The sequence below is a fragment of the Kutzneria sp. NPDC051319 genome, from assembly GCF_040682195.1.
In the GTDB taxonomy this organism is placed as follows: domain Bacteria; phylum Actinomycetota; class Actinomycetes; order Mycobacteriales; family Pseudonocardiaceae; genus Kutzneria.
The window spans coordinates 30590-53257 of the sequence record NZ_JBFBAM010000007.1 but is presented as its reverse complement, the minus strand read 5'-3'; the positions used below and the strand labels follow the sequence as shown (position 1 = coordinate 53257).

Here is a 22668-nt window from a genome sequence, read left to right as displayed (position 1 = left end):
CTCAGTGTCGAAAGTGACAGCTTCGGGAGCCGACCAGACCGAGCCGCCGCGCCCCGATGAGGCAACCGCCGGCGTTTCATCCGATGGTGCCGTCAAGTCCGCGCGACAGTGACGCGGCCAGTTTTCGACGGGTCGCCGGGTTTAGCGTCGAAGATCATCACCTCGGGAGGACTTCCGATGACCGGCCCGGATCTGCCCGCACCGGACGAGCTGTTCGAGATCGAGATGTGGCGGTGCCGATGGCCGAGCGGGACGTTCAAGGCGGAGCTGTTCGCCGGGGTGCTGGTGTACTCGGGCGAGTTCGACGAGCGGGATGTGGAGACGGCCCGGCGGACCTACCCGGGGCGGCAGATCGTGCTCAACGACGGCGGCGGGATCGAGGTCCATCCGGAAGGCGACGCTGAGCCGCGGTCGGTCTTCGAGACCTTCCTGGAGCAGCTCAAGAGGGAGCGCGGCTAGACACGTCCGATTGCTGGCAGGCGCGCACCGGCTTGGAGCGGGACAATCATGGGGAGGGCCGGCGTGCGGAAGGACGCGTGATGACCGACAACGACATCCAGATCCGGGTCGACGCGGGCAGGTTGTGGGCGGGGGCGGCGGCAACCGCGCTGGTGGCGGGGCTGATCGCGGTGGTGGGCATCCTGATCGCCCGGGGGCTGGTGCACGTGGACGTGCTGGCCCCGAAGGGCGAGGGGGTGTGGGGCAACGCGAACACGGTGACCTACGCGCTGGTGTCGGCGGCGGTGGCGCTGGCAGCAACGGGGCTGCTGCACTTGCTGCTGGTGACGACGCCGAGGGCGACGGTGTTCTTCACGTGGATCATGGTGCTGCTGACCCTGATCGCGGTGGTGCTGCCGCTGAGCCTGCCGGTGGACCTGGCCAGCCGGGTGACGACGGGGCTGATCAACCTGGCGATCGGGCTGGCGGTGACGGGGATCCTGACGAGCTTCGCGCCGGGGACGGTGAAGATCGAGCCGACCCACCAGCAGCAGCCGCCGCAGCGGCACATCGGGCCGTACGACGAGACGGTGGAGTGGCGCGGCGAACAGCGGTGATCGAAGGTGATGGACCGCGGCCGGCGCGGGAAGCACCGGCCGCGGTGACCATCAGGCCGGGGCCAGGCTCAGCGCGGCCTTGACGGTTCGGTCGTTCTCGGAGCCGCTGTGGGCCGTGGCGTCGTCCAGGGCGTGCTTGAAGCTGCCCTCGTCGGTGGCGGCCGCGGCGCGCCGGCGGTCGGCCAGCTCGACCTGCTTGGCGGCGGTCAACTCCTTGATCGTGCCCCCGAACTCGTGCGGCCAGGGACCGGCCTGGAGCGCGGCGATCTCCTGCTGCACAACGGGAATCGACCGCGCGACGACGTCACGCTCGGCGGTCCAGCCGACCGTGGGGTCCTGCTCGCCGACGATCGTGTCGTACGGCTTGACGGTGTCGCGGTAGTGCTTCTGCTCGGGCGTGTAGGGCAGGCCGCTGTCCTTGACGTGCCCGGTCATCGGCAGTTTGTCGGTCCGGAGGAAGAAGCACTTGATGGACCGGTCGCCCTGCGCCCACGCCTTGTCCTGCGGATAGAGGAAAGAAGTCTTCACGCCGGCGTAGTTCGTGTCGGGCGCGAGCGCCTTGGCCACCTCGGCCGGGCACACGCGGTCGCCGAGGTCCAGGACGACGGTCTGCCCGGGGTAGGCATCCCCGGACAGCGGCTGAACGGCGTACACCTCGGCGGAGTGCGACTTGGCGCAGTCCAGGGGCGTGGTCGGCACCTCGGCCGTGGTGTCCTCCCGGTCGAAGCACTGCCCGGCCTGGAAGTCGTAGCTGGCCGGCGCGACGGGCGGCGGCGGGGCATGGATCTCCCGCTCCAGGCGGTAGACGAACAGCCCCGCCGCCACGACGACAAAGACGACGCCGGCCACCAGGGGCTTGACGTAGTGGCGTTTGGCCGGAACCGCCATCGGCTCCGGCGCGGCCGGCGGCAGGGTCGGGTCGCTCTGCTCAGGTTCAATGGACATGCTGCTGTACCACCGTTTCCTCCCCTTCAACGGACGGCACAGCGTAGCCAAGGGTCACCGGGCAGGCAGGTGCAGGGCCGTCCTGATGGTGAGGTCCACCTCGGAGCCGTCGTGGTCGAGGGCGTCGTCGAGGGCGTCGTCCATGCTGTCGGAGTCGGTGGCGGCGGCGGCCCGCTGGCGGTCGGCCAGCTCCAGCTGCTTGGCCGCGACGAGCTCGCCGATGGCGGACTCGGCGTTGGTGGGCCACGGCCCGGCCTTGAGGACCTCGATCTCCTTCTGTAGCACGGCAACGGAACGACCGACGACCTCCCGCTCCTCCGACCAGGTGGCGGTGTCGTACTCCTCGTCGACGATCTTGTCGTACGGGGCGACGGCGTCCAGGTAGCGCTTCTGGTCGGCGGTGTAGGGCAGCCCGGTGTCCTTGACGTGCCCGGTGAAGGGGAAACCGTCGGCGCGGCGGAAGAAGCAGATCACCGAGCGGTCCCCGCGCGACCACGAGCTCTCCTGCGGATACAGGTAGTGCACGGCGAAGTCGGGGTAGTTGAGGCCGGGCGTGAGGAAGCGGTCGGAGTCGTCGGGGCACTTGCGGCTGCCGAGGGACTCGACGACGGTCAGCCCGGGGTACGCCGACCCGGGGACGGGCTCGACGGCGAAGGCCTCGGCGTCATGGGGCGTGGCGCAGTCCCGCACGGTGACGGTCGCGCCCTTGCTGGTGGTGGGCCGGTCGAAGCACTGCCCCGGCTTGATGTCGTAGCTGGAGGACGACGCCCGGTCGGGATCGGTGGCCGCGGCGAACAGGCCCACCACGAGGAAGGCCCCGACCAGCAGGATCCACACGCCGGACACGGAGATGCCGGCGATGGCCAGGCCCTTGCCGCGCTGCCCGGTGCGGCGGATGTCGACCAGCGCGATGATGCCGAACACGAGACCGAGCACGAGGCCGCCGACGGGGCCGAGAATGCCCAGCACCAGGGACGCGACGGCGAAGCCGTTGACCCCCGGACGGTAGCCGGGCGGCGGGTAGTAGCCCGGCTGCGAGCCGTAGGGCACGGGCTGCGAGCCATGAGGCGGCTGCGTGCCGTAGGGCAGACCGTGGGCGCCGGGCGGCGTGGCCTGGCCCCAGGGCGAGGCCTGGGCCGGCGGCATCGCCGGATAGTTCTGGTACGCGGGCTGTTCGGGCTCGGTGGACATGTCCGGAATACCGCCGTTCTCCCCTTAACGGACGACCAAAGGCTACCGCCCCGCCGCCGACCGCTGCTGTGAAATACCACTAACAAGCGAATTCAGAAAGTCGCGATGGACTGCACAGCGGCGTGGGGTCAGACTTCGGCCATGAAGGCACTGGTCAAGGTCGACGCGGCGCCGGGTCTCGAGCTCACCGACGTGCCGGACCCGCAGGTCGGGCCCGCGGACGTGGCGGTGCGGGTGCTGCGCACCGGCATCTGCGGCACGGACCTGCACATCGATTCCTGGGACGACTGGGCGGCGCGCAACGTGAAGCCCCCGCTGGTCGCAGGCCACGAGTTCGTCGGCGAGGTGGTGGAGACCGGCCGCAACGTCACGGGCGTCAAGGTCGGCGACCTGATCAGCGGCGAGGGCCACCTGGTCTGCGGCACGTGCCGCAACTGCAAGGCGGGCCGCCGCCACCTGTGCGCCAACACGCGGGGCCTGGGCGTGCACAGCAACGGGGCGTTCGCCCAGTACGCGGTGCTGCCGGAGCAGAACGCCTGGGTGCACCGCGCCGAGGTGGACCTGGACGTCGCCGCGATCTTCGACCCGCTGGGCAACGCGGTGCACACGGCGCTGTCCTTCCCGGTCATCGGCGAGGACGTGCTGATCACCGGCGCGGGCCCGATCGGCATCATGGCCGCGGCCATCGCGCGGCACGCCGGCGCCCGCCACGTCGTCATCACCGACGTCAGCGAGCACCGACTGGAGCTGGCCCGCAAGGTCGGCGTGAGCCTGGCCCTGAACGTGGCCGATTCGACGCTGGCCGACGCCTATGACCGGCTGAACATGTCCGAGGGCTTCGACGTGGGCATGGAGATGTCGGGCCAGCCCAGCGCCCTGCAGGACATGATCGCCAACATGTCGCACGGCGGCCGCATCGCCATGCTGGGCCTGCCGGCCAAGGAGTTCCCGGTGGACTGGGGCTCGGTGGTGCTCAAGATGCTGCACCTCAAGGGCATCTACGGCCGGGAGATGTTCGAGACCTGGTACTCGATGTCGGTGCTGCTGCAGGCCGGCCTGGACGTGGCCCCGGTGATCACGCACAAGTTCCACTACACCGAGCACCGCACGGCCTTCGACACGACACGGGCCGGCCGCTGCGGCAAGGTGCTACTCGACTGGACGGAGAAGTGATGTACGGCGCGATGCGGGAGGACCTGCGGGCCGGACTGGCCGAGATCCGTGAGGCCGGGCTGTACAAGGCCGAGCGGGTGCTGGGCAGCCCGCAGGCGGCGCGGGTCAACGTCACCGGCGAGAGCGTGCTCAACTTCTGTGCCAACAACTACCTGGGCCTGGCCGACCACCCGGTGCTGGTGAAGGCGGCGCACGAGGCGCTGGACCGCTGGGGCTTCGGCATGGCGTCGGTCCGCTTCATCTGCGGCACGCAGGAGCTCCACAAGCAGCTGGAGAGCCGCCTTTCGGAGTTCCTCGGCACCGAGGACACGATCCTGTACAGCTCCTGCTTCGACGCCAACGGCGGCCTGTTCGAGACGCTGCTGGGCGATCAGGACGTGGTGATCTCCGACGAGCTCAACCACGCCTCCATCATCGACGGCGTGCGGCTGTGCAAGGCCAAGCGGCAGCGCTACCGCAACCGGGACATGGCCGACCTGGAGCGCATCCTCCAGGAGTCGAAGGACGCCCGCTACCGGCTGATCGCCACCGACGGCGTGTTCTCCATGGACGGCTATCTGGCGCCGCTGGACCAGATCTGCGAGCTGGCCGAGCGCTACGACGCCCTGGTCATGGTGGACGACTCGCACGCGGTGGGCTTCACCGGCCCGACCGGGCGCGGCACGCCGGAGCTGTTCGGCGTCACCGACAAGGTGGACGTCGTGACCGGCACGCTGGGCAAGGCACTGGGCGGCGCGAGCGGCGGCTACGTCTCCGGGCGGGCCGAGATCGTGGAGATGCTGCGCCAGCGGTCGCGGCCGTACCTGTTCTCCAACTCGCTGGCCCCGTCCATCACCGGCGCCGCGCTGGCCGCCCTCGACCTGCTCAGCTCGTCCGGCGAGCTGCTGGAGCGGCTGCGGGCCAACACGGAACTGTTCCGCCGCCGCATGACCGAGGAGGGTTTCGACCTGCTGCCGGGCGAGCACCCGATCATCCCCGTGATGATCGGCGACGCCGCGAAGGCCGGTCGGATGGCGGATCTGCTGCTGGAGCAGGGCATCTACGTGATCGGCTTCTCGTATCCGGTGGTGCCGCACGGCAAGGCGCGCATCCGCACGCAGATGTCGGCGGCCCACTCGCTGGACGATGTCAACCGCGCGGTCGACGCCTTCGTCGCGGCGCGGTCCAAGATGGACGGATGATCGATCCCCGACGGTTGCGGGTGCTGCGGGCGCTGGCCGATCACGGCACGGTGACCGCGGCGGGGCGGGCGCTGCATCTGACGGCGTCCGCCGTCTCGCAGCAGTTGGCGGCGTTGGAGACGGAGACCGGGCAGCAGCTGCTGCGGCGCAAGGGCCGGCGGGTGTGGCTGACTCCCGCCGGCGAGCTGCTGGTCGTGCACGCCAACGCCGTCGCGGCCGAGCTGGAACGGGCCGAGGCCACGCTGGCGGCGTTCACCGCCGGCGTGCGCGGCCCCGTCCGGCTGGCCAGCTTCGCCTCGGCCATCACCCAGGTGGTCGCGCCGGCCGTCGCCGCGCTGCGGGCCGGCGCCCCGGACGTGACGCTGCTCGTGCAGGACGCCGAGGGGCACGCCAGTGTGCCGTTGTTGCTGGACGGCGAGATCGACGTCGCCATCACCGAGGAATACCGCCCCGAGCCACGCACCGACGACCGCCGGCTCAAGCGTTTTCCCTTGTACGTCGAGCCTTTCGACGTCGTGCTGCCGGCCGATCACCGATTGGCCGGGAAGTCCGAAGTGGACGTGAGCACGCTCGGCGACGAGGCCTGGATCGCCCCGCTGCCCGGAAACCCTTGCCGTGACGTGCTTTTACTCGCCTGCTCCGACGCCCACATCCGGCACACCTCGGACGACTTCAGCGCCATCGTGGCCCTGGTCGCCGCCGGCGCGGGCGTGGCCCTGGTGCCGCGCAACGCCTTCACGCGAACACCCGGCGCGGTCGCCGTTCCCGTCAAGGGAAACCAGTCGTTGCGCCGGGTGTTCGCCGCCGTGCGCAAGGGAAGCGAGGACCACCCGCTGATCCGGCTGGTCCTCGCGGCCCTGGTGCGCGGTCAGGGCGTGCCGACCACCCCGTAGCCGCCGTTGCCGATGGCGGTGACCCCGGTGACGGTCGGGCTGTTCGCCGGGTGACCGACCTGGTACATCGTGCCGCCGGTGTCGAGCACCCAGTCGGGATGCCCGTCGGCGATCGCCGCGACGGAGGCCAGCGCGGGGTCCAGCGCGCCGGTCATGTCGCCGTCGTAATTCTGACCGTCGTTCCACTGCCAGACCCGGCCGTCGGACAGGATGCCCCTCGCGCCGGCGGTGTCGGCGATGTCCCGCTGCACGTGGGCTACCGTGCCGGTCGGTGCCGGCAGCGAGACCGGGCTGTCGTTCTCGCGATCGGTGCCCAGCCCACCCCAGCGCCACACACTGCCGTTGCTCTTGCAGAGCACGAGGCGGGAACCCAACTCGTCACACCCGGACAGCCCGACCACCTGGACCGGCGCCGCGGAAGCGCACGAAGGGTCAGCCCCCGGAGGGCCGATGCACTTGTTCGGGTCGGCGTGGGCGCCGATACCCAGTGCGCCCCAGGAGTTGTCGCCCCAGCTCCACACCTTGCCGTCACCGGTCATCGCGTACCGCGTGATGCCGGAGGTGCGGCGGTACGACTCGGCCACGGCGATCTGCTTGACACCGCTCAGGTTCGGCACCTGTACCGGGGACGCGGCGATCTGGCTGCTGTCGGTGGCGCCGGTGCCGAGCTGCCAGGTGGTGTTGACGCCCCAGGTGTAGACGTGGCCGTCGCTGTCCAACGCCATCTCGTCGGCGATGGCGACAATGTTGTGCAGCCCCGGAATCTGCGCCGGCAGCGGCGAGTAGAACGGCGGCGGGGGGACGGAGTACGGGTGGCCGGTCGGCCCCTCGGCGTAGCCGTACTTGCCGTTGCCCAACTGCCCCTTGCTGTTCTCACCCCACGCCCACACCGTGCCGTCGTTCTTGAGCGCGTAGACGGCCGAGTCGTCCACGCTGCCGACGATCGACTTCACGTCGCTGATCCCGTACGCGAACTTCGGCCCGGAGTGGTAGTCGTTGGCGCTCCCGTTGCCGAAGTTGTCCAGGATGCCGAACGCGCAGTTCGTGGCGCAGGCGGCAATCGCCGGCGCGAAGTAGCCGGCGACATCGACGATGGCGTCCACCTGGCCGGCCAGGTTGTTCAGGTCGATGGCCCGCTCCGCGCTGACCGGCACGATGGCCAGGTTGGCGGCGGTCTGGTCCGGCACCAGGTTCAGGTTGCTGACGCCGGGCTTGGCCGCGCCGTCGGCCCACGCCGTGATCACCGTGGGCCGGCTGACGTTGGTGCCGGTCAGGTTGGCCACCGCCGCCGTCGCGCCGGCCGGCAGCCAGCCACTCAGGTCGAGATGGCGGGGCTGCCCGGCCAGCAACGGATGGGCGGGACTGCCGTTGATGTCCCGGGTTTCCAGCGCCCGGGTCGGATACAGCGAGTAGAAGGCCTGCGTGGACTGCGGCGAGTAGTAGCCGGCCAGGTCGGCGATCAGGTCGACCGACGAATAGGCGTTGAACAGCTTGACCTTGCGGTCCGGGCTCAGCGCCACGGTGACCAGGTTGGGCGTGTTCCTGCCGGCCACCAGGTTCAGGTTGGACGCGTCGGGCCGTGGCCGGTCGGCCGGGTAGGCGGTGACGAAGGTCGGGCCGGTCACGTCGGTGGCGGTCAGGTTGAACACCGCCGAGGTGGCCCCGGCCGGCACCTTCGACGACAGGTCGAGCGTGATGGCGCCGCCGGCGCCCAACGGCGCGGAGTCGCGGGTGTCCAGCATGCGTTGCGGGGTCAGGGGCGTGTACTTCGAGCCGGTCCCCGGCGCGTAGTAGCCCGCCACGTCGATGATCGCGTCGGCCGCGAATGGGCCGGCGCCGACCCAGATGCCCTCGTGGTCCCAGCCGTGTCCCTCCATCACGGTGACCAGGTTGGCCCGGGTCTCGCCGACGCCGAGATTGAGGTTGGAGGGCCCCTCGCCCTGGCGGCCCGGCCCGGTGCTCAGGTAGGTCGCGCCGTCCGGGTTGGTGCCGGTCAGGTTGAACACCACGGCGGTGGCGTTGCCCGGCACCAGATCGGCCGGGAACTCGAAGGACCGACTGGTGTGTGCCGCGATCTTGCCGCTGGTCCGGGTGTCGAAGACCCGGGTCGGCGGCAGCGCCGTGAACACCGCCCCGGCGTCCTGAGTGGACAGTGACGGCGCCGCCTGCGCCGGCACGGCCACGGACAGCGCCACGGATGCGGCGGCCGTCAAGAGAATGGCGAGTCTGCGTAATGTCACACGTACCTCATTCACCGTGCGAGCGCGGCGGGATCGTGGACGGCCCCGCCACGCCGCTAGCCGTCACTGGTCAGCCGCGCACCGCGGCGCCGGAGTCGCCGATGGACACGATGCCCGCCAGCGACTCGATCTTCCGAGGCGTCGGCACGGTCTCGACTCCCCTGCCGTCACCGAACTCACCGGTGAAGGTGTGACCCCACGCCCAGACCGTGCCGTCCGTGCGCAGCGCGAAGCCGGACATCGTGCCGCCGGCCAACTGCGTCACCGAGTCCAGGCCCGGAATCTGCTGGGGATCCACCCGCTCGCAGCCGGTCTGGCCGCAGTCCGAGCCGTCGCCGAGCATGCTGCTCGCCATGTCGCCCCACGCCCACACCTTGCCGTCGGACGTCAGGGCGTAGTTGGCGTACACCGGGTAAGCGGTCGTGCGTGCCACCGCCGTCACCCCGGTCAGGCCCGGCACCGCCACCGGGGAGAGGTCCCGGTCCGTGGAGTCCTGCCAGTGGCCCCACTGCCATACCGCGCCGTCAGTGGTGAGCGCGAGCGGGCCGGCGATCGCCTTGACCGTCGGCAGACCCGGGACCTTGATCGGAAACGACGATCCCCGGTCGCTCGTGCCGGTGCCCAACTGGCCGTTGAAGTTGTCGCCCCACGCCCACACGCTGCCGTCGGCCTCCAGCGCGTAGCCGTTGCGGTCGCTGCCCACGATCGCGGTCACATGGCTCAGACCGTCGATGCGCTCCGGCGTCTTGGCGATGTAGTCCTCCAGCCTGGCATTGCCCAGCCGACCACTGGTGTTGCGGCCCCAGGAGTACACGTTGCCGAGGTCGTCGAGGGCCAGCCCGTGGGAGATGGCCACGATCTTCACGCCGGACAGGATCTGCACCCGCCCCGGCGCGGGGTCGTAGTAGCCCTGTGACGTGGCCTCGGGGCCGACGCTGTCCGGCGTGTCGGCGCGACCGGCCAGGCCGTTGCCGAGCTGGCCGAGCGTGTTGTCGCCCCACGCGTAGACCCGGCCGTTCGCGGTCAGCGCGGTGGTCACCCACTCGTACGAGGTCACCTGGGTGACGTCGTTGAGGCCGGGTACCGTGGTCGGGCCGTGCGGGACCCACCGGTCGGTCGTGCCGTCGCCGAGCGAGCCGAGGTCGTTGTAGCCGGTGGTCACCACGCATTTCGCCGTGCAGGACGGGAAACTCGGCGCGAAGTAGCCGGCGACGTCGACAATCGCGTCCACCTGGCCGGCCAGGTTGCCGATCTCCAGCCCATGGCTCGGGCTGAGCGCCACCACGGCCGCGTTGGCCGAGCTCTGCCCCGGCTCCAGGTTGAGCACGCTGGTGTCCGGCTGCTGGGTGAGCGACGGCCACACCTTGAGGAAGGTGGAGGCCCTCACGTTCGTGCCGGTCACGTTGAGCACGACGCCGGTCGACTGGTCGGGCAGCCAACCCCGCACGTTCATCTCGTGCACGCCGCCGGCGGGGATCGGCTCACGGGGATTGCCGTCGGCGTCCCGGGTGTCCAGCGCGCGGAACGGGACCAGCGGGTAGAACCGCGAAGCGGAATCCGACGAGTAGTAGCCGGCCAGGTCGGCGATCAGGTCCACGCTGCCGAAAGCGTTGGCGAGACTGACCTTCCGGTCGGCGCTGAGCTTCACCGCGACCAGATTCGGCGTGTTCTTGCCGGCGGCCAGGTTCAGCGTCGAGGCGTCCGGTTTCTGTTGTCCCGCTGGGTAAGCGGTGACGAAGGTGTCCCGGTTGACGTCGGTGCCGGTCAGGTTGAACACCGCGGCCGTCGCGCCGGCGGGAACCTGGGCGGACAGGTCGACCGTGACAGTCCCTTGTGGACCGACAGGGCCGGTGGTCCTGGTGTCCAGCACGCGTTGGCCGGCCACCGCCGTGTATCCCGCACCGGACGGCGAGTAGTAGCCCTCGACGTCCACGACCAGGTTCAGCGAGCCTGGGCCGACGCGCAGGTCCAGCAGGCCCTTGTCCAGCGCCGCGGTGACCAGGTTGGCCCTGGTCTCGCCGGCGGCCAGGTTGAGGTTGGAGGTGTTGACGGTCTGGCCGGCGGCCACCCAGGTCGCGCCGTCGGTGTCGGTTCCGGTCAGGTTGAACACCAGCGCGGTCGCGCCGGCCGGCACCAGCTCCTCCGGCACATGCACCTGGATGTCGCTGTGCGCGTTGACCTTGTGCGGATTGTTGCGGGTGTCGAGGATCCGGGTCGGGTCGACCGAGGTGAACCCCAGGCCGGACGGCGCCGGGGTGTCGGCGGCCTGCGCCGCCGGAGTGGTCAGCGACAGCGTCACAACGGCCGCCGTCGTCAGCGTCACGAGCAAGCGTGACATGCGGTTTCCCCCTTGTACTACACGAGTGGTAGTCGGTAGGCCATGGAGAAGACGCCGCCGCGCCCCGCCAGGGTTGCCTCCCCAAGGGGCAACTTCTGTGCGGGGCGCGGCGGGAGGGTTCGGTCAGTTGGCCGACACGTAGGAGCTGCCGTCGCCGATCGCGGCGACACCGGTGCGGACCGGGGCCGACAGGTCGGCGAACGCCCATTCCGTGCCGTCAGTGGCCAGCGCGTGCCCGGTGGCCAGCGCCTTGACCGAGCTCAGGCCGGCGACCGGCGCACCCACGTAGGCGCCGGTGAACGCGTCGTTGTCGGGCCACTGCCACACCGTGCCGTCGGACAGGATCGCCCGGGTCCGGGCGTTGGGGCCGTTGTCCCGCTGCACCGAGACGATCGAGCCGGTGATGCCGTCGAGCGGCAGCTGCGTCGGGCTGTCCTGCTGGCCCGACCCTATTGCGCCCCAACGCCACAGCGTCTGCACGCCGCCCTCGGTGGCCGGAGGGCAGAGCACCACTCGCGCGCCGAGCCCGGTGCAGCCGAACAGACCGAACACCTGGACCGGCGAGGCGCTGTTGCCGACGACATCGTGATTGCCCAGCGCGCTACGGGTGTTGTCGCCCCAGCTCCACACGGTGCCGTTGCTCTTCAGCGCGTACCGGGTGACGCCGCCCGAGCCGTTGCGGTACTCCGAGATGGCGGTGACGTCGGTCAGCATGGTGCCCACGCCGGTCTGGAAGTAGTTGACGTCCGGATTTCCGTTGCCCAACTGGAGGGACTCGTTGCCGCCCCAGGTGAGCACCTGGCCGTCGGCGGTCAGGGCCATGCCGGGGAAGATCTGCTTGATGGTGCTGTTGCTGAGGATCTGCGTCGGCACCGTGGCGAAATAGCGCTGCCCGAGCGGGCCTTCGCCGTTGCCGGCGTAGCTGATGCCGAGCTGGCCGCGGTCGTTCGCGCCCCACGTCCACGCCGTGCCGTCACCCAGCAGCGCGTAGCCGTTCTGGTCGGTGTTCGCGATCGCCGTGACACCGGACAGGCCGTACACCTTGGCGTCCGTGCGGTTGCCGGCGTCGGTCGTGCCGTCACCGGCCTGGCCGACGTCGTTGGCGCCGGTGGCCAGGACGCAGTTGCTGGTGCAGCCCGGCCGCGCCGGGGCGAAGTAACCGGCGAGGTCGACGACGGCGTCCAGGGAACCCCGCAGGTTGTTGATGTTGATGCCGCGGTCCTGGTCGAACGGCGGCAGCGGCGCGATGGCCGCGTTCGCGGAGGTCTGGCCGGGCAACAGGTTCAGGTTGCTGACGCCGGGCTGCGCGCCGCCGTGCGCCCACACGGTGACCACGGTGTCGCCGGTGACGTCGGTGCCGGTCATGTTGATCACGGCCGCCGTCGCGCCGTAGGGCACCCACGGGTACAGGTTGAGCGTCCGCGTCTCGCCCGACCCGAGCGGGTCGCGCGGCGAGCCGTCGGCGTTGCGGGTGTCGAGCACCCGGCCCGGCAGCAGCGGATAGAACGCCTGCGTGGAGTCCGGCGAGTAGTAGCCCGCGAGGTCCACCACGACGTCGGTCGAGAACCACGCGTTGGTCAGCGCCACCTTGCGATCGGCGCTCACCCGCACGGTCACCAGGTTCGGGGTGTTCTTGCCGGGCACCAGGTTCACATTGGACGCGTCCGGCCGGGCCGCCCCGTCCGGGTAGGCCGTGACGAAGGTCGGGCCGGTGACGTCGGTGCCGGTCAGGTTGAACACCACCGAGGTGGCGCCGGCCGGCACCTTCGACGACAGGTCCAGCGTCACGGTGCCGCCCTGCCCCAGCGGCGCGGAGTTGCGGGTGTCGAGAACCCGTTGCGGCGTCAGGGATGTGTACTTCGCGCCGCCGCTGGGCGAGTAGTAGCCGGCCACGTCGACGATCGCGTCCGCCGCGTTGGGGCCGGCGGCCACCCAGATGCCCGGGCTGTCGCCGTGGCCCAGCGCGACCGTCACCAGGTTCGCCCTGGTCTCGCCGGCCGCCAGGTTCAGGCTGGAGGTGGTCGGCGTGCCCTGCTTGCCCGGGCCGGTGGCGAGCCAGGTCGGCCCGTCGGGGTCGGTGCCGGTCAGGTTGAACACCACCGCGGTCGCGTCCGCCGGCACCAGGCCGGTCGGAATGGCCACCGACCGGCTGCCGTGGGCCGGGATCTTCGCCGTGGTGCGGCTGTCGAAGACCCGGGTCGGCGCCACCCCGGTGAACACCGTGCCGGAGTCCGGCGGCGGCGTCGCCGCCTGTGCCGGCACGACCACGAAGAGTGCTGTCACCGCAACGGCGGCCGCCGCGGTGAGTCTGGCTACTGACACAGGTACCTCCACCCCTGATGACGGGCATCGAAAGACCGTCCACAGGCGACATCTCCGTATCACCCGATCGTGTTACCTGCGGCAACGCGAAAAAGACACCCGGCGCGGCCGTCGCCACGCCGGATGTCCCGGGGAATTCTCTGAGCTATGAGGGATTCGCCAGCGCGACGCCGCCGTCGCCGAGGCCCGTCACGCCACTGAGCCCGGGGACCTGCACCGGCACGCTGACGTTGCGGCCGAGCTGGACGCCGTCACCGAGCGCGCCGTTGAAACCCGAGCCCCAGACCCACACCGTGCCGTCGGCACGCAGGGCGTACCCGGCCTGGATGCCCGCGGCGATCGCCGTGACCCCGGTCAAGCCGCTGACCGTCACCGGCTCCGCCGACGAGGGGCAGTCACCGAATTGGCAGTCGCCGCCGTTGCCGAGCTGTCCGGGGCCACCCGCGCCCCAGGCCCGCACGGTCCCGTCCGGCATCAGCGCGTACGCGGTCTCGTAGCCGGCCTCGTAGGCCTGTCCGGCCACGGCCACCGCGCCGGTCACCGTGGTCATCTGATGGGGCGCTTCCGGAGTGAAGTCGGCGTTGACGCCGCCGAACTGCCACACCGTGCCGTCATGCTTGACCGCCAGGCGGGTGCCGATCCTGGCCACGTCACCGAGCCCGACCACCTGCACCGGCGTGGCGGACGCGCAGTTCGGGACCTCCGGCCGGGCCGGGCCGCGGTCCGAGTAGCAGTCGTCGAGATTGGACGCCAGGAGGCCGTCGCCCAGCTGGCCCCACAGGTTGCTGCCCCACGACCACACCGTGCCGTCGCTGCGCAGCGCGTGGCCCGGCACGATCGCCGTGATGTCATGCAGGCCCAACACCTGGGTCGGCATCGTCGAGTAGAAGCCATTGCCGAGGTACGTGACGTCGACGCCGCCGCCCGGATGCCCGTTGGTCAGCTCGCCGGTCCCGTTGCCGCCCCACTCCCACACCGTGCCGTCGGACTTCAACGCGTAGACGTGGTACTGGTCCTGCGCCGTGGCCACCACGTCGGACACGCCGTAGGCGACACTCGGCCGGTGCGCCTCACCAGGTTCGCCGCGGTCTGGCGGCCACCAGGTCCAGGTTGCTGGCCGCCGAGCGGGCCGCGCCATCCGGCCACGCGGAGACGTAGGTCGGGGCGCAGACGTTGGTGGCGGTCAGGTTGAACACCGCCGCCGTCGCGCCGGGCGGCAGCCAGCCGTCGAGGCGGACCCGCCGGGTCTGGTCGTTGCCCAGCGGCGAGCGCGACGCGCCCGTGTCGAAGTAGCGGGTGTCGAGCACCCGGATCGGCGACACCGGGTAAAAGGCCTGCGTCGACTGCGGCGAGTAGTAGCCCGCGAGGTCCGCGATCAGGTCCACTGTGGAGTACGCGTTGGCCAGCGTCACCTTGCGGTCCGGACTCAGTGCCACCGTCACCAGGTTCGGCGCCGTCTGGCCGGCGACCAGGTTGAGGTTCGACGCGTCCGGCTTCTGTTGTCCCGCCGGATAAGCCGTGACGAAAGTGTCCCCGGTGACGTCCGTTCCGGTCAGGTTGAACACCACCGCCACCGCATCCGCCGGCACCACCCCGGTCGGCACGTCGACGCTCAGACCGTGGTTCGCCTCGATCCGACGCCCTGCCACCCGTGTGTCCAGCACCCGCGTAGGCGACACCGCGTGAGCGACAGCCCCGCCGGCCCTTGCCCCGTAGCCCCCTGCGCCGCCGGCACCCCCAGCGCCGCAACCACAACCACTGCGGCGCCCAGCGCCCCGATTCTGGCGAACGACACGAAACCCCCTGAGATGGACCCTCCCCGACCCGGCCCGAAGCATCGCACGCCCCACCCCCCACCACCACCGTTTCCCCACACCCCAAGGAAAAGGGACAAATCCCCTGGCGCGAGCACAACCCCCAGCGGTCGACACCGCCAACCCGAGCCGAGGGCCCAATGGCGAAGCCGAGGCACAAGCGCAATGGCGAAGCCGAGCCGTAGAACGCGACGGCAAAGCCGAGCCGACAGGCAAACCGGCCCCCGGACAGGCGCGACGGCGAAGCCGAGCCCGGGGGCGTGGGGGCGGAGCCCCCGCTTCGGGGGTCTGGGGGTCGTCCCCCAGAAGGAACGGAGGACGACCAGGCCTGCGCTCTCCGCAGGCATGGCGAGCCCAGAGTCCGAGCCGGCGGCGGGACTTGAACCCGCAACCCCTCGCTTACAAGGCGAGTGCTCTGCCAATTGAGCTACGCCGGCATGACCGTGTGACAGCCGGGGGTAATGGTAAATGCCTCACGCTGGCATCACCTGCGTCTTCTGGTCTGCTCAGGGTAGAACCGGGTTCCTCCTTCTGGAGGTCGCCTCAGCCGCCCGGGTGGTGCGTACCCGCGCTGACCTGGGCAGAAGCGACGGGCACGGTGGGTGGTCGGGGTCCGCCGATCGGGGTAACCCGGCGGAGCGTGTCGGAGACCACGTCGCCGCCCTTGCAACGGTTGGGTGAATGGGACCGATCCTGCGTACGGACGATCGAGGAGGAACGGGCAGTGCGGCACACCCCGGGTATGCGGGCGAGCTTGTGGCGACGGCGTCGGCTGGCGGTGCCGGCGACGACGGCCGGGCCGGCGGAAGTGGGCCCTGAGCTGCCGTCGGACGCGACCGTGAACCTGGTGTTGGATCTGGCGCTGCGCATCGGCGAGGTGCAGCTGGCCAGTGGGGCGGCGGCCGCGGATGTGGCGTCGACGCTGGTACGGGTGACGTCGGCGTACGGGCTGCCGCGGTGCGAGGTGGATGTGACGTTCATCTCGATCTCCGTCTGCTGCCATCGCGGCACGGCGGCGTCGCCGGTGACGTCGATGCGGGTGGTGCGCTCGCGGGGCCTGGACTACACCCGGCTGGCTGCTCTGGAGGCGTTGCTACGGCGGGTGATCGCCGGCCGGGCGTCGGCCGAGGATGCCTCGGCCGAGCTGGACGCGATCAGCACGGCCAAGCACCCGTATCCGCGCTGGCTGGCGACGACGGCGTGGGCGGCGATGGCCGCCTCGGTGGCCCTGCTGCTGGGCGGCGGCCCGATGATGGCGCTGGTCGCGGCCGTGGTGACGGCGGTGGTGGACCGGGTCGGCCGCATTCTCAACCGGTACAACCTGCCGTTCTTCTTCCAGCAGGTGGCGGGTGGCGCGCTCGGGGCGGCCGGGGCGCTGGTCGCGACGGCCACGGGCCTGGTGCCGCCCAATCAGCTGTCGCTGGTGGTCGCGGCCGGCATCGTGGTGCTGCTGTCCGGGCTGTCGGTGGTCAGCTCCGTGCAGGACGCGATCAACGGCTACAACGTCACGGCCTCCGGCCGCACGATGGAGACGCTGCTGATGTCGGTCGGCCTCATCACGGGCGTCGCCTTCGCGCTGCGTATCGGCGTGCGCTTCGGGATCGGCTCCACCCTGGCGCCGGTGTCGCCGCTTAGCTTCGGCACGGTGCCCATCCAGATCGTCACCGGCGCCGCCGCGGCGGTGTTCTTCGCCCTCGCCAGCTATGGCCAGCCGCGGGCGCTGCTCGTCGCCGGCGTCTCCAGCGCCATGGGTGTCGGTGCTTACAGCACGTTGCAGGCCGCCGGCGCCGACGTCCTGACCGGTTCCGCGCTGGCGGCCGTGCTGATCGGCTTCTGCGGCCAGCTCCTGTCCCGCCGGCTGCGGGTTCCGCCGCTGGTCGTGGGCATTTCCGGCCTCACGCCGCTGCTGCCCGGCCTCACCACATATCGGGGCCTGTACCAACTGACCGTGCAGGGCGATGTGGCCGGCCTGTCCACTTTGGTGCTGGCCATGGGCATCGGCCTCGCGCTGGCCGCCGGCATGGTGCTCGGCGAATTCCTGGCCCACCCGGTCCGAACCCGCCTCAGCCGTCTGGAACGCCGCCTCCGCACCCCCAACTGACCGAACCAATCCCGATCGCCCCCACCCCTGCCACCGTGTGGAAGGGGGCATTCCACGCACCGAACGCCAGTAATGGTCCTTTCACTAGTTCGATCCCGCATACCATTGCCGGGTCGAAGATTGGGCCCGGGTGACGGTTGCCACTCGGGGGTAGCCCCGTCGGCAGGACGCGCCTTACGCCGAAGCTGGTTAGCCTCGGGAGGCGCAGCGCCGCGAGCACCTGTCGAGGAGGCGTCACCCCGTTGAGCACCAACGGCTCGGATTTCATCGTCGTGGCCAACCGGCTTCCGGTTGACCTGGAACGCATGGAGGACGGCACCCAGCGGTGGAAACACAGCCCCGGTGGCCTGGTCACCGCGCTCGAACCGTTCCTGCGTTCGCGCAGCGGCGCCTGGGTCGGCTGGCCCGGCGTCGCCGACGCGGAGGTGGAGGCGTTCGAGGAGGAGGGCCTGCGGCTGCACCCGGTCGGCCTGTCGGCGGCCGAGGTCCGCGACTACTACGAAGGCTTCTCCAACGGCACGTTGTGGCCGCTCTACCACGATGTGGTGGCGCCGCCGGTGTTCGACCGGTCCTGGTGGGAGAGCTACGTCAAGGTCAACCGCCGGTTCGCCGACGCCTGCGCCTCCATCGCCGCCAAGGGCGCGACCGTGTGGGTGCAGGACTACCAGCTGCAACTGGTCCCCCAGCTGCTCCGGGAGCAACGGCCCGACCTGCGGATCGGCTTCTTCCTGCACATCCCGTTCCCGCCGGTGGAGCTGTTCATGCAGCTGCCGTGGCGGACCGAGATCATCCGCGGCCTGCTCGGCGCCGACCTGGTGGGCTTCCACCGGCCCGGCGGCGCGCAGAACTTCCTGTGGTTGGCCCGCCGGCTGGTCGGGCTGGAGCCCAGCCGCGGCGCGGTCGGCGTGCGGACCCGTCCGGGTGTCGTCCAGGTGGGTGACCGCACGGTGCGGGTGGGAGCGTTCCCGATCTCCATCGACGCCGCCGGCCTGGACGCGATCGCCCGCAGCCGGGAGACCCAGGCCCGGGCCAAGCAGATCCGGGAGGAGCTGGGCAATCCCAAGCGGATCATGCTCGGCGTCGACCGGCTCGACTACACCAAGGGCATCGACGTGCGGCTGCACGCCCTGCACGAGCTGCTGGCCGAGGAGCGCATCACCGCCGAGGACACGGTGATGGTGCAGCTGGCCACGCCCAGCCGGGAACGCGTCGAGCACTACAAACAGATGCGCGGCGAGATCGAACAGGTGGTGGGGCGAATCAATGGCGAGTTCGCCCGGGTCGGTCACCCCGCCGTGCACTATCTTCACCAATCGGTGGACAGGCGGGAACTGTGCGCGTTCATGAGCGCCGCGGACGTGATGATCGTGACGCCTGTCCGAGATGGTATGAATTTGGTCTGCAAGGAGTACGTGGCCTGCCGATACGACCTCGGCGGGGCACTGGTCCTCAGCGAGTTCGCCGGCGCGGCCTCGGAGCTCACCAGCGCGTTCCTCGTCAACCCGCACGACCTGGACGGGGTGAAGAACTCGTTGTACGCCGCCCTCACCGTGGATCCGGCCGAGGGCCGCCGTAGGATGCGCGCACTGCGCCGTCAGGTCCTGACCCATGACGTCGACCGCTGGGCGCGGTCGTTCCTCGAGGCTCTCGGATCCGCGTCGCCGAACTGATTCAATTCAGTACCAGTGTGGCCCACAGCTGAATACCCCGAAAATCCCCCGAAAGCCTGAGGAGGAGGCGCGTGACCGCCGAGGCCCTCCCCGCGGAGCTCCGTCGCGCGCTCGTGCAGTTGGCACGAACGCCGCGATTGCTCGTCGCGTGCGACTACGACGGAACGCTCGCCCCGATCGTGTCCGACCCCGAGCAAGCCCGCCCGTCCACCGAGTCGGTCGGCGCGCTGCGTTCGCTGGCCGGACTCCACGAGACCACGGCGGCGGTGATCAGTGGTCGCGCCCTTCGCGACCTTGCGACACTGTCCCGCCTGCCCGGTGAAGTGCACCTGGTCGGCAGCCACGGCTCCGAGTTCGACGTGGGCTTCGTGCACGCGCTCGACGCGGACGCCAAGGCGCTGCACCGGCGCATCGAACAGACCCTGGACGACCTCGTCGCCGACGCCGAGGGCGTGCACCTCGAGACCAAGCCGGCCAGCATCGCGGTGCACGTCCGCCGCGCCGCCCCCGAAATCGGCGCGCGGGTGCTGGACGCCGTCCGCTCCGGCCCGGCCGCCTGGGACGGCGTGCAGGTCACCGAGGGCAAAGCGGTGATCGAGCTGGCCGTGGTGCAGACCGACAAGGGCCACGCCCTCGACGTGCTGCGCCACCAGGTCGGCGCGACCGCCGCCGTGTTCATCGGCGACGACGTCACCGACGAGAAGGCCTTCGCCCGGCTCACCGGGCCCGACCTGGGCATCCACGTCGGCGACGGCGAGACCCTGGCCGGCTACAAGATCACCGACACGGTCGCCGTGGCCACCGTGCTCGCGTTCCTCCTTGAGGAGCGCCGCACCTGGCTGTACGGCGAGCAGGCACCCCCGATCGAGCGCCTGTCGATGCTGGCCAACGAGCGCTCGGTGGCGCTGGTGACGCCGGACGCCAAGATCACCTGGCTGTGCCACCCGGAGCCGGACTCGGCCGCGGTGTTCGCCGACCTGCTCGGCGGCCCGGGCGCGGGCGTGTTCTCGATCAAGCCGGAGCGCAACGGCCTGCCGCTGGGCCAGCGCTACCTGCCGAACACGATGACCGTGGAGACGCGCTGGTCGCGGCTGCTGGTCACCGACTACCTGGACCACTACAGCGCGCCGCACCGGACCGACCTGACCCGGGTCATCTCCGGCGCGACCACGGCGAGGATCGAGTTCGCGCCGCGTCCCGAGTTCGGGCAGGTGCCGGTCGCGCTGATCGCCGAGGACGACGGCCTGCGGGTGGTCGGCACCAGCGATCCGATCGTGCTGCGCTCGCCCGGCGTGACCTGGGAGATCAGTTCGGACGGCCAGCACGAGACGGCGACCGCCATCGTCTCGCCCGGCCCCGACTCCCCGGTCGTGCTGGAACTGCGCTGCGGCACCGACGACCTGTCGGCCAACCCGGTCAGCGAGTCGGAGCGGCGCGGCCGCAGCGGCCGCTACTGGTCGGAGTGGGTGGAGACGCTCGCGGTGCCGCCGGTGGAGAAGGAGCTCGTCGTCCGCTCGGCGCTCACGCTGCGCGGGCTGGTGCACTCCGAGACCGGCTCGATCATGGCCGCGGCCACCACGTCGCTGCCCGAGGAGATCGGCGGTGTCCGCAACTGGGACTACCGCTACTGCTGGCTGCGTGACGCCGCGCTGACCGCGCAGGCCCTGGTGTCGCTGGGTTCCACCAGCGAGGCCGAGTCCTACCTGGGCTGGGTGCACCGCGTGCTGGCCACGCTGCCCGGCCCGGAGCGGCTGCACCCGCTGTACACGCTGCACGGCACCACGCTCGGTCCCGAGGCCGTCATCGACACGCTGCCCGGCTACGCCGGTTCGCGTCCGGTGCGGGTCGGCAACCTGGCCAACCAGCAGGTCCAGCTGGACGTGTTCGGCCCGGTGGTCGATCTCGTGGCCAAGCTGACCGAGGCCCGCGGCAAGATCACCGACGACGACTGGCGCATGGTGCAGGCCATGGCCGAGGCCGTCTCGCGCCGCTGGCACGAGCCCGACCACGGCATCTGGGAGGAGCGGCACGCGCCGCGGCACAACGTCTACTCGAAGGTCATGTGCTGGATGACCATCGACCGGGCGGTCAAGCTGGCCGAGGGCTACGGGCGCGAGCTCGACCCCTCCTGGCCGGCGCTGCGTGACGCCATCGCCACCGACGTGCTGAAGAACGGCTGGAACGAGGAGGTCGGCGCCTTCACCACGGCGTACGACGGCACCGACCTCGACGCCGCCTCCCTGCACGTCGGCCTGACCGGCCTGATCGACCCGACCGACGAGCGCTTCCAGTCGACGGTCACCGCGATCGAGGCCGAGCTGCGCTCCGGCTCCACCGTCTACCGCTACCACCGGGACGACGGCCTGCCGGGCGACGAGGGCGGTTTCCACCTCTGCGCGGCGTGGATGATCGAGGCGTACCTGCTCTCGGGGCGGCGCACCGAGGCCGAGGAGCTGTTCGCGCAGCTCGTCGACTGCGCCGGTCCGACGGGTCTGCTGCCCGAGGAGTACGACCCCATCGCGGAGCGCTCGCTGGGCAACCATCCCCAGGCTTATTCACACCTGGGCCTGATCCGCTGTGCACAGCTGCTGGCCTCACACCAGTAACGCTCAGTGAAGCCGTGAAGGGGGCTTTCCTCCACTCCGAGTGTGGGAAAGCCCCCTTCCCGGCGTTCAAGGGCGGGTCGGCGGCGACGGAAACTACGGTCGGTCACCGGCGCGAAAGCGGTACCGGAGGCCTCTGCGCACAGTTGTCCACAGGGTTGTGCACAGAGGTTGTGCACAACTGTGGATCACTGTGCACAACCTCAGATGTCGAGCTTGATCGGGCCGCCCGCCTGCTTGACCATGGCCGTCGCCAGCGCGACGACGTCGATCTGGGCCCCATGCTGGTCGGCGTGGGTCTTGAGCAGGTTGACGGCGTGCCGCTCGCCCTCCGACCACGTCCCCCAGCGCTCCCGCGCCTGGATGTCAAGTGCGGCGAAGTCCGGGGAGTCCACGGCCGTCACGTCGAGCAGCCAGCTCAGGTACTCCCGCAGCTCGGCGACGGCCGTCGAGTCGGCGCCCTGGATGGGGCCGTGGCCGGGCACGAGGTGCTGGTGCTCCAGCGTGCCCAGCCAGTCGAGGGCCTGGACCCAGCCGGCAGCGGTGCCGGCCATCACGAGCGGCACCACACCGACGAACACCAGGTCGCCGGTGAACAGCACGCCGTCGGACGGCACGTGCACGACGAGGTCGCCGCCGGTGTGCGCGACCCACGGCACCGGCAGGATGTCGGCGCTGACGTCACCGAGATTCACCGGCCCCGGCTCGGAGACGACGATGTTGATCTTGGGCGGCGCCACGTCGCCCCAGCCGTCGTAGTCGAAGACCTGCTCGAACAGGTGCGGCCCGGCCTCGATCATCTGCGCCGTGTGCGCGGTGGTGACGATCCGACCGCCGGCGGCGACGACCTGGTTGGCCCCGTGGGCGTGGTCGCCGTGCCAGTGGGTGATCGCCGCCAGGATCTTGTGGCCCGGGCGTCCGGTGTCCGCGTGGACGGCCTCCAGCAGCGCGGCCGTGCGGGCCTCCGTGGCCAGGGTGTCGACCAGGAGCGTGCGCTCGTCGCCGACGACCCAGCCGGCGTTGTTCAGAAACCAGCCACCGGTCGGCTGCTCATAGGCGCGGGTGGCCGGGCCGAGGACGTGCACCAATGGGGAATGCGACATTCCCTCAGTCTCCCAGCCGTGAACGCGGCCGTCCGCTCC

The 22668-nt window shown here is 70.7% G+C and carries 16 protein-coding genes and 1 tRNA gene; 8 read left to right on the top strand and 9 right to left on the bottom strand.

Going from position 1 to position 22668, the window contains the following annotated elements; all coding sequences use genetic code 11:
• Positions 1–177 precede the first annotated feature (177 nt).
• Positions 178–459 (top strand): hypothetical protein, encoded by a 282-nt coding sequence (locus AB0M73_RS08755; protein WP_363888682.1) that lies wholly within the window; start codon positions 178–180, stop codon positions 457–459.
• Positions 460–539: 80 nt separating this feature from the next.
• Entirely contained in the window at positions 540–1055 is a 516-nt protein-coding gene (locus AB0M73_RS08750) for a DUF6069 family protein (protein ID WP_363888681.1), read from the top strand.
• A gap of 51 nt (positions 1056–1106) precedes the next feature.
• Here AB0M73_RS08750 and AB0M73_RS08745 read toward each other — a convergent pair whose 3' ends face one another.
• Together AB0M73_RS08745 and AB0M73_RS08740 are read right to left on the bottom strand one after the other, a co-directional pair.
• Positions 1107–2000, bottom strand: a complete 894-nt coding sequence (locus AB0M73_RS08745; RefSeq protein ID WP_363888678.1) for a septum formation family protein — start codon at positions 1998–2000, stop codon at positions 1107–1109.
• Positions 2001–2054: 54 nt separating this feature from the next.
• A complete protein-coding gene (locus tag AB0M73_RS08740) occupies positions 2055–3191 on the bottom strand; it encodes a DUF4190 domain-containing protein (RefSeq protein ID WP_363888675.1) in 1137 nt (378 codons plus the stop codon).
• A 141-nt stretch (positions 3192–3332) separates the two neighbouring features.
• Between AB0M73_RS08740 and tdh the strand changes: the two genes are divergently transcribed.
• The 3 genes from tdh to AB0M73_RS08725 are packed head-to-tail and all read left to right on the top strand — an operon-like array spanning position 3333 to position 6438.
• Positions 3333–4364 carry an L-threonine 3-dehydrogenase gene (tdh, locus tag AB0M73_RS08735; RefSeq protein WP_363888673.1) on the top strand — a complete coding sequence of 344 codons (1032 nt, stop codon included), beginning with the start codon at positions 3333–3335 and terminating at the stop codon, positions 4362–4364.
• Positions 4364–5545 (top strand): glycine C-acetyltransferase, encoded by a 1182-nt coding sequence (locus AB0M73_RS08730; protein WP_363888671.1) that lies wholly within the window; start codon positions 4364–4366, stop codon positions 5543–5545. Before tdh ends, AB0M73_RS08730 begins: the two co-directional genes overlap by 1 nt.
• Complete coding sequence (locus tag AB0M73_RS08725; RefSeq protein WP_363888670.1) at positions 5542–6438, top strand: LysR family transcriptional regulator; 897 nt, start codon at positions 5542–5544, stop codon at positions 6436–6438. Before AB0M73_RS08730 ends, AB0M73_RS08725 begins: the two co-directional genes overlap by 4 nt.
• On the opposite strand, the gene AB0M73_RS08720 is transcribed toward AB0M73_RS08725, so the two are convergent.
• The 6 genes from AB0M73_RS08720 to AB0M73_RS08695 all read right to left on the bottom strand — a co-directional run bounded on the left by AB0M73_RS08720 (position 6414) and on the right by AB0M73_RS08695 (position 15589).
• Positions 6414–8678 (bottom strand): hypothetical protein, encoded by a 2265-nt coding sequence (locus AB0M73_RS08720; protein WP_363888668.1) that lies wholly within the window; start codon positions 8676–8678, stop codon positions 6414–6416. The genes AB0M73_RS08725 and AB0M73_RS08720 overlap by 25 nt on opposite strands.
• A 70-nt stretch (positions 8679–8748) precedes the next feature.
• On the bottom strand, positions 8749–11016 hold the full coding sequence (locus AB0M73_RS08715; RefSeq protein WP_363888666.1) for a hypothetical protein: 2268 nt from the start codon (positions 11014–11016) through the stop codon (positions 8749–8751).
• A gap of 123 nt (positions 11017–11139) precedes the next feature.
• Positions 11140–13338, bottom strand: a complete 2199-nt coding sequence (locus AB0M73_RS08710) for a hypothetical protein (RefSeq protein WP_363888664.1) — start codon at positions 13336–13338, stop codon at positions 11140–11142.
• 145 nt (positions 13339–13483) lie between these two features.
• Positions 13484–14380 carry a hypothetical protein gene (locus AB0M73_RS08705; RefSeq protein ID WP_363888662.1) on the bottom strand — a complete coding sequence of 299 codons (897 nt, stop codon included), beginning with the start codon at positions 14378–14380 and terminating at the stop codon, positions 13484–13486.
• 28 nt (positions 14381–14408) lie between these two features.
• Entirely contained in the window at positions 14409–15002 is a 594-nt protein-coding gene (locus AB0M73_RS08700; RefSeq protein WP_363888660.1) for a hypothetical protein, read from the bottom strand.
• A 514-nt stretch (positions 15003–15516) separates the two neighbouring features.
• Positions 15517–15589: transfer RNA gene (locus AB0M73_RS08695), tRNA-Thr, on the bottom strand.
• 305 nt (positions 15590–15894) lie between these two features.
• Here AB0M73_RS08695 and AB0M73_RS08690 point away from each other — a divergent pair.
• The 3 genes from AB0M73_RS08690 to otsB all read left to right on the top strand — a co-directional run bounded on the left by AB0M73_RS08690 (position 15895) and on the right by otsB (position 21529).
• Positions 15895–17253: a threonine/serine exporter family protein gene (locus tag AB0M73_RS08690; RefSeq protein ID WP_363888658.1), complete on the top strand. Its 1359-nt coding sequence runs from the start codon at positions 15895–15897 to the stop codon at positions 17251–17253.
• Positions 17254–17495: 242 nt separating this feature from the next.
• The gene (locus tag AB0M73_RS08685; protein ID WP_043719834.1) at positions 17496–18923 is read left to right on the top strand and encodes a trehalose-6-phosphate synthase; all 1428 of its coding nucleotides are present in this window, start codon (positions 17496–17498) and stop codon (positions 18921–18923) included.
• A 71-nt stretch (positions 18924–18994) separates the two neighbouring features.
• Positions 18995–21529, top strand: coding sequence for a trehalose-phosphatase (gene otsB / locus AB0M73_RS08680; protein ID WP_363888657.1), 2535 nt, complete (start codon positions 18995–18997; stop codon positions 21527–21529).
• Positions 21530–21729: 200 nt separating this feature from the next.
• On the opposite strand, the gene AB0M73_RS08675 is transcribed toward otsB, so the two are convergent.
• Positions 21730–22629 (bottom strand): MBL fold metallo-hydrolase, encoded by a 900-nt coding sequence (locus tag AB0M73_RS08675; RefSeq protein ID WP_363888655.1) that lies wholly within the window; start codon positions 22627–22629, stop codon positions 21730–21732.
• Between the last annotated feature and the right edge of the window lie 39 nt (positions 22630–22668).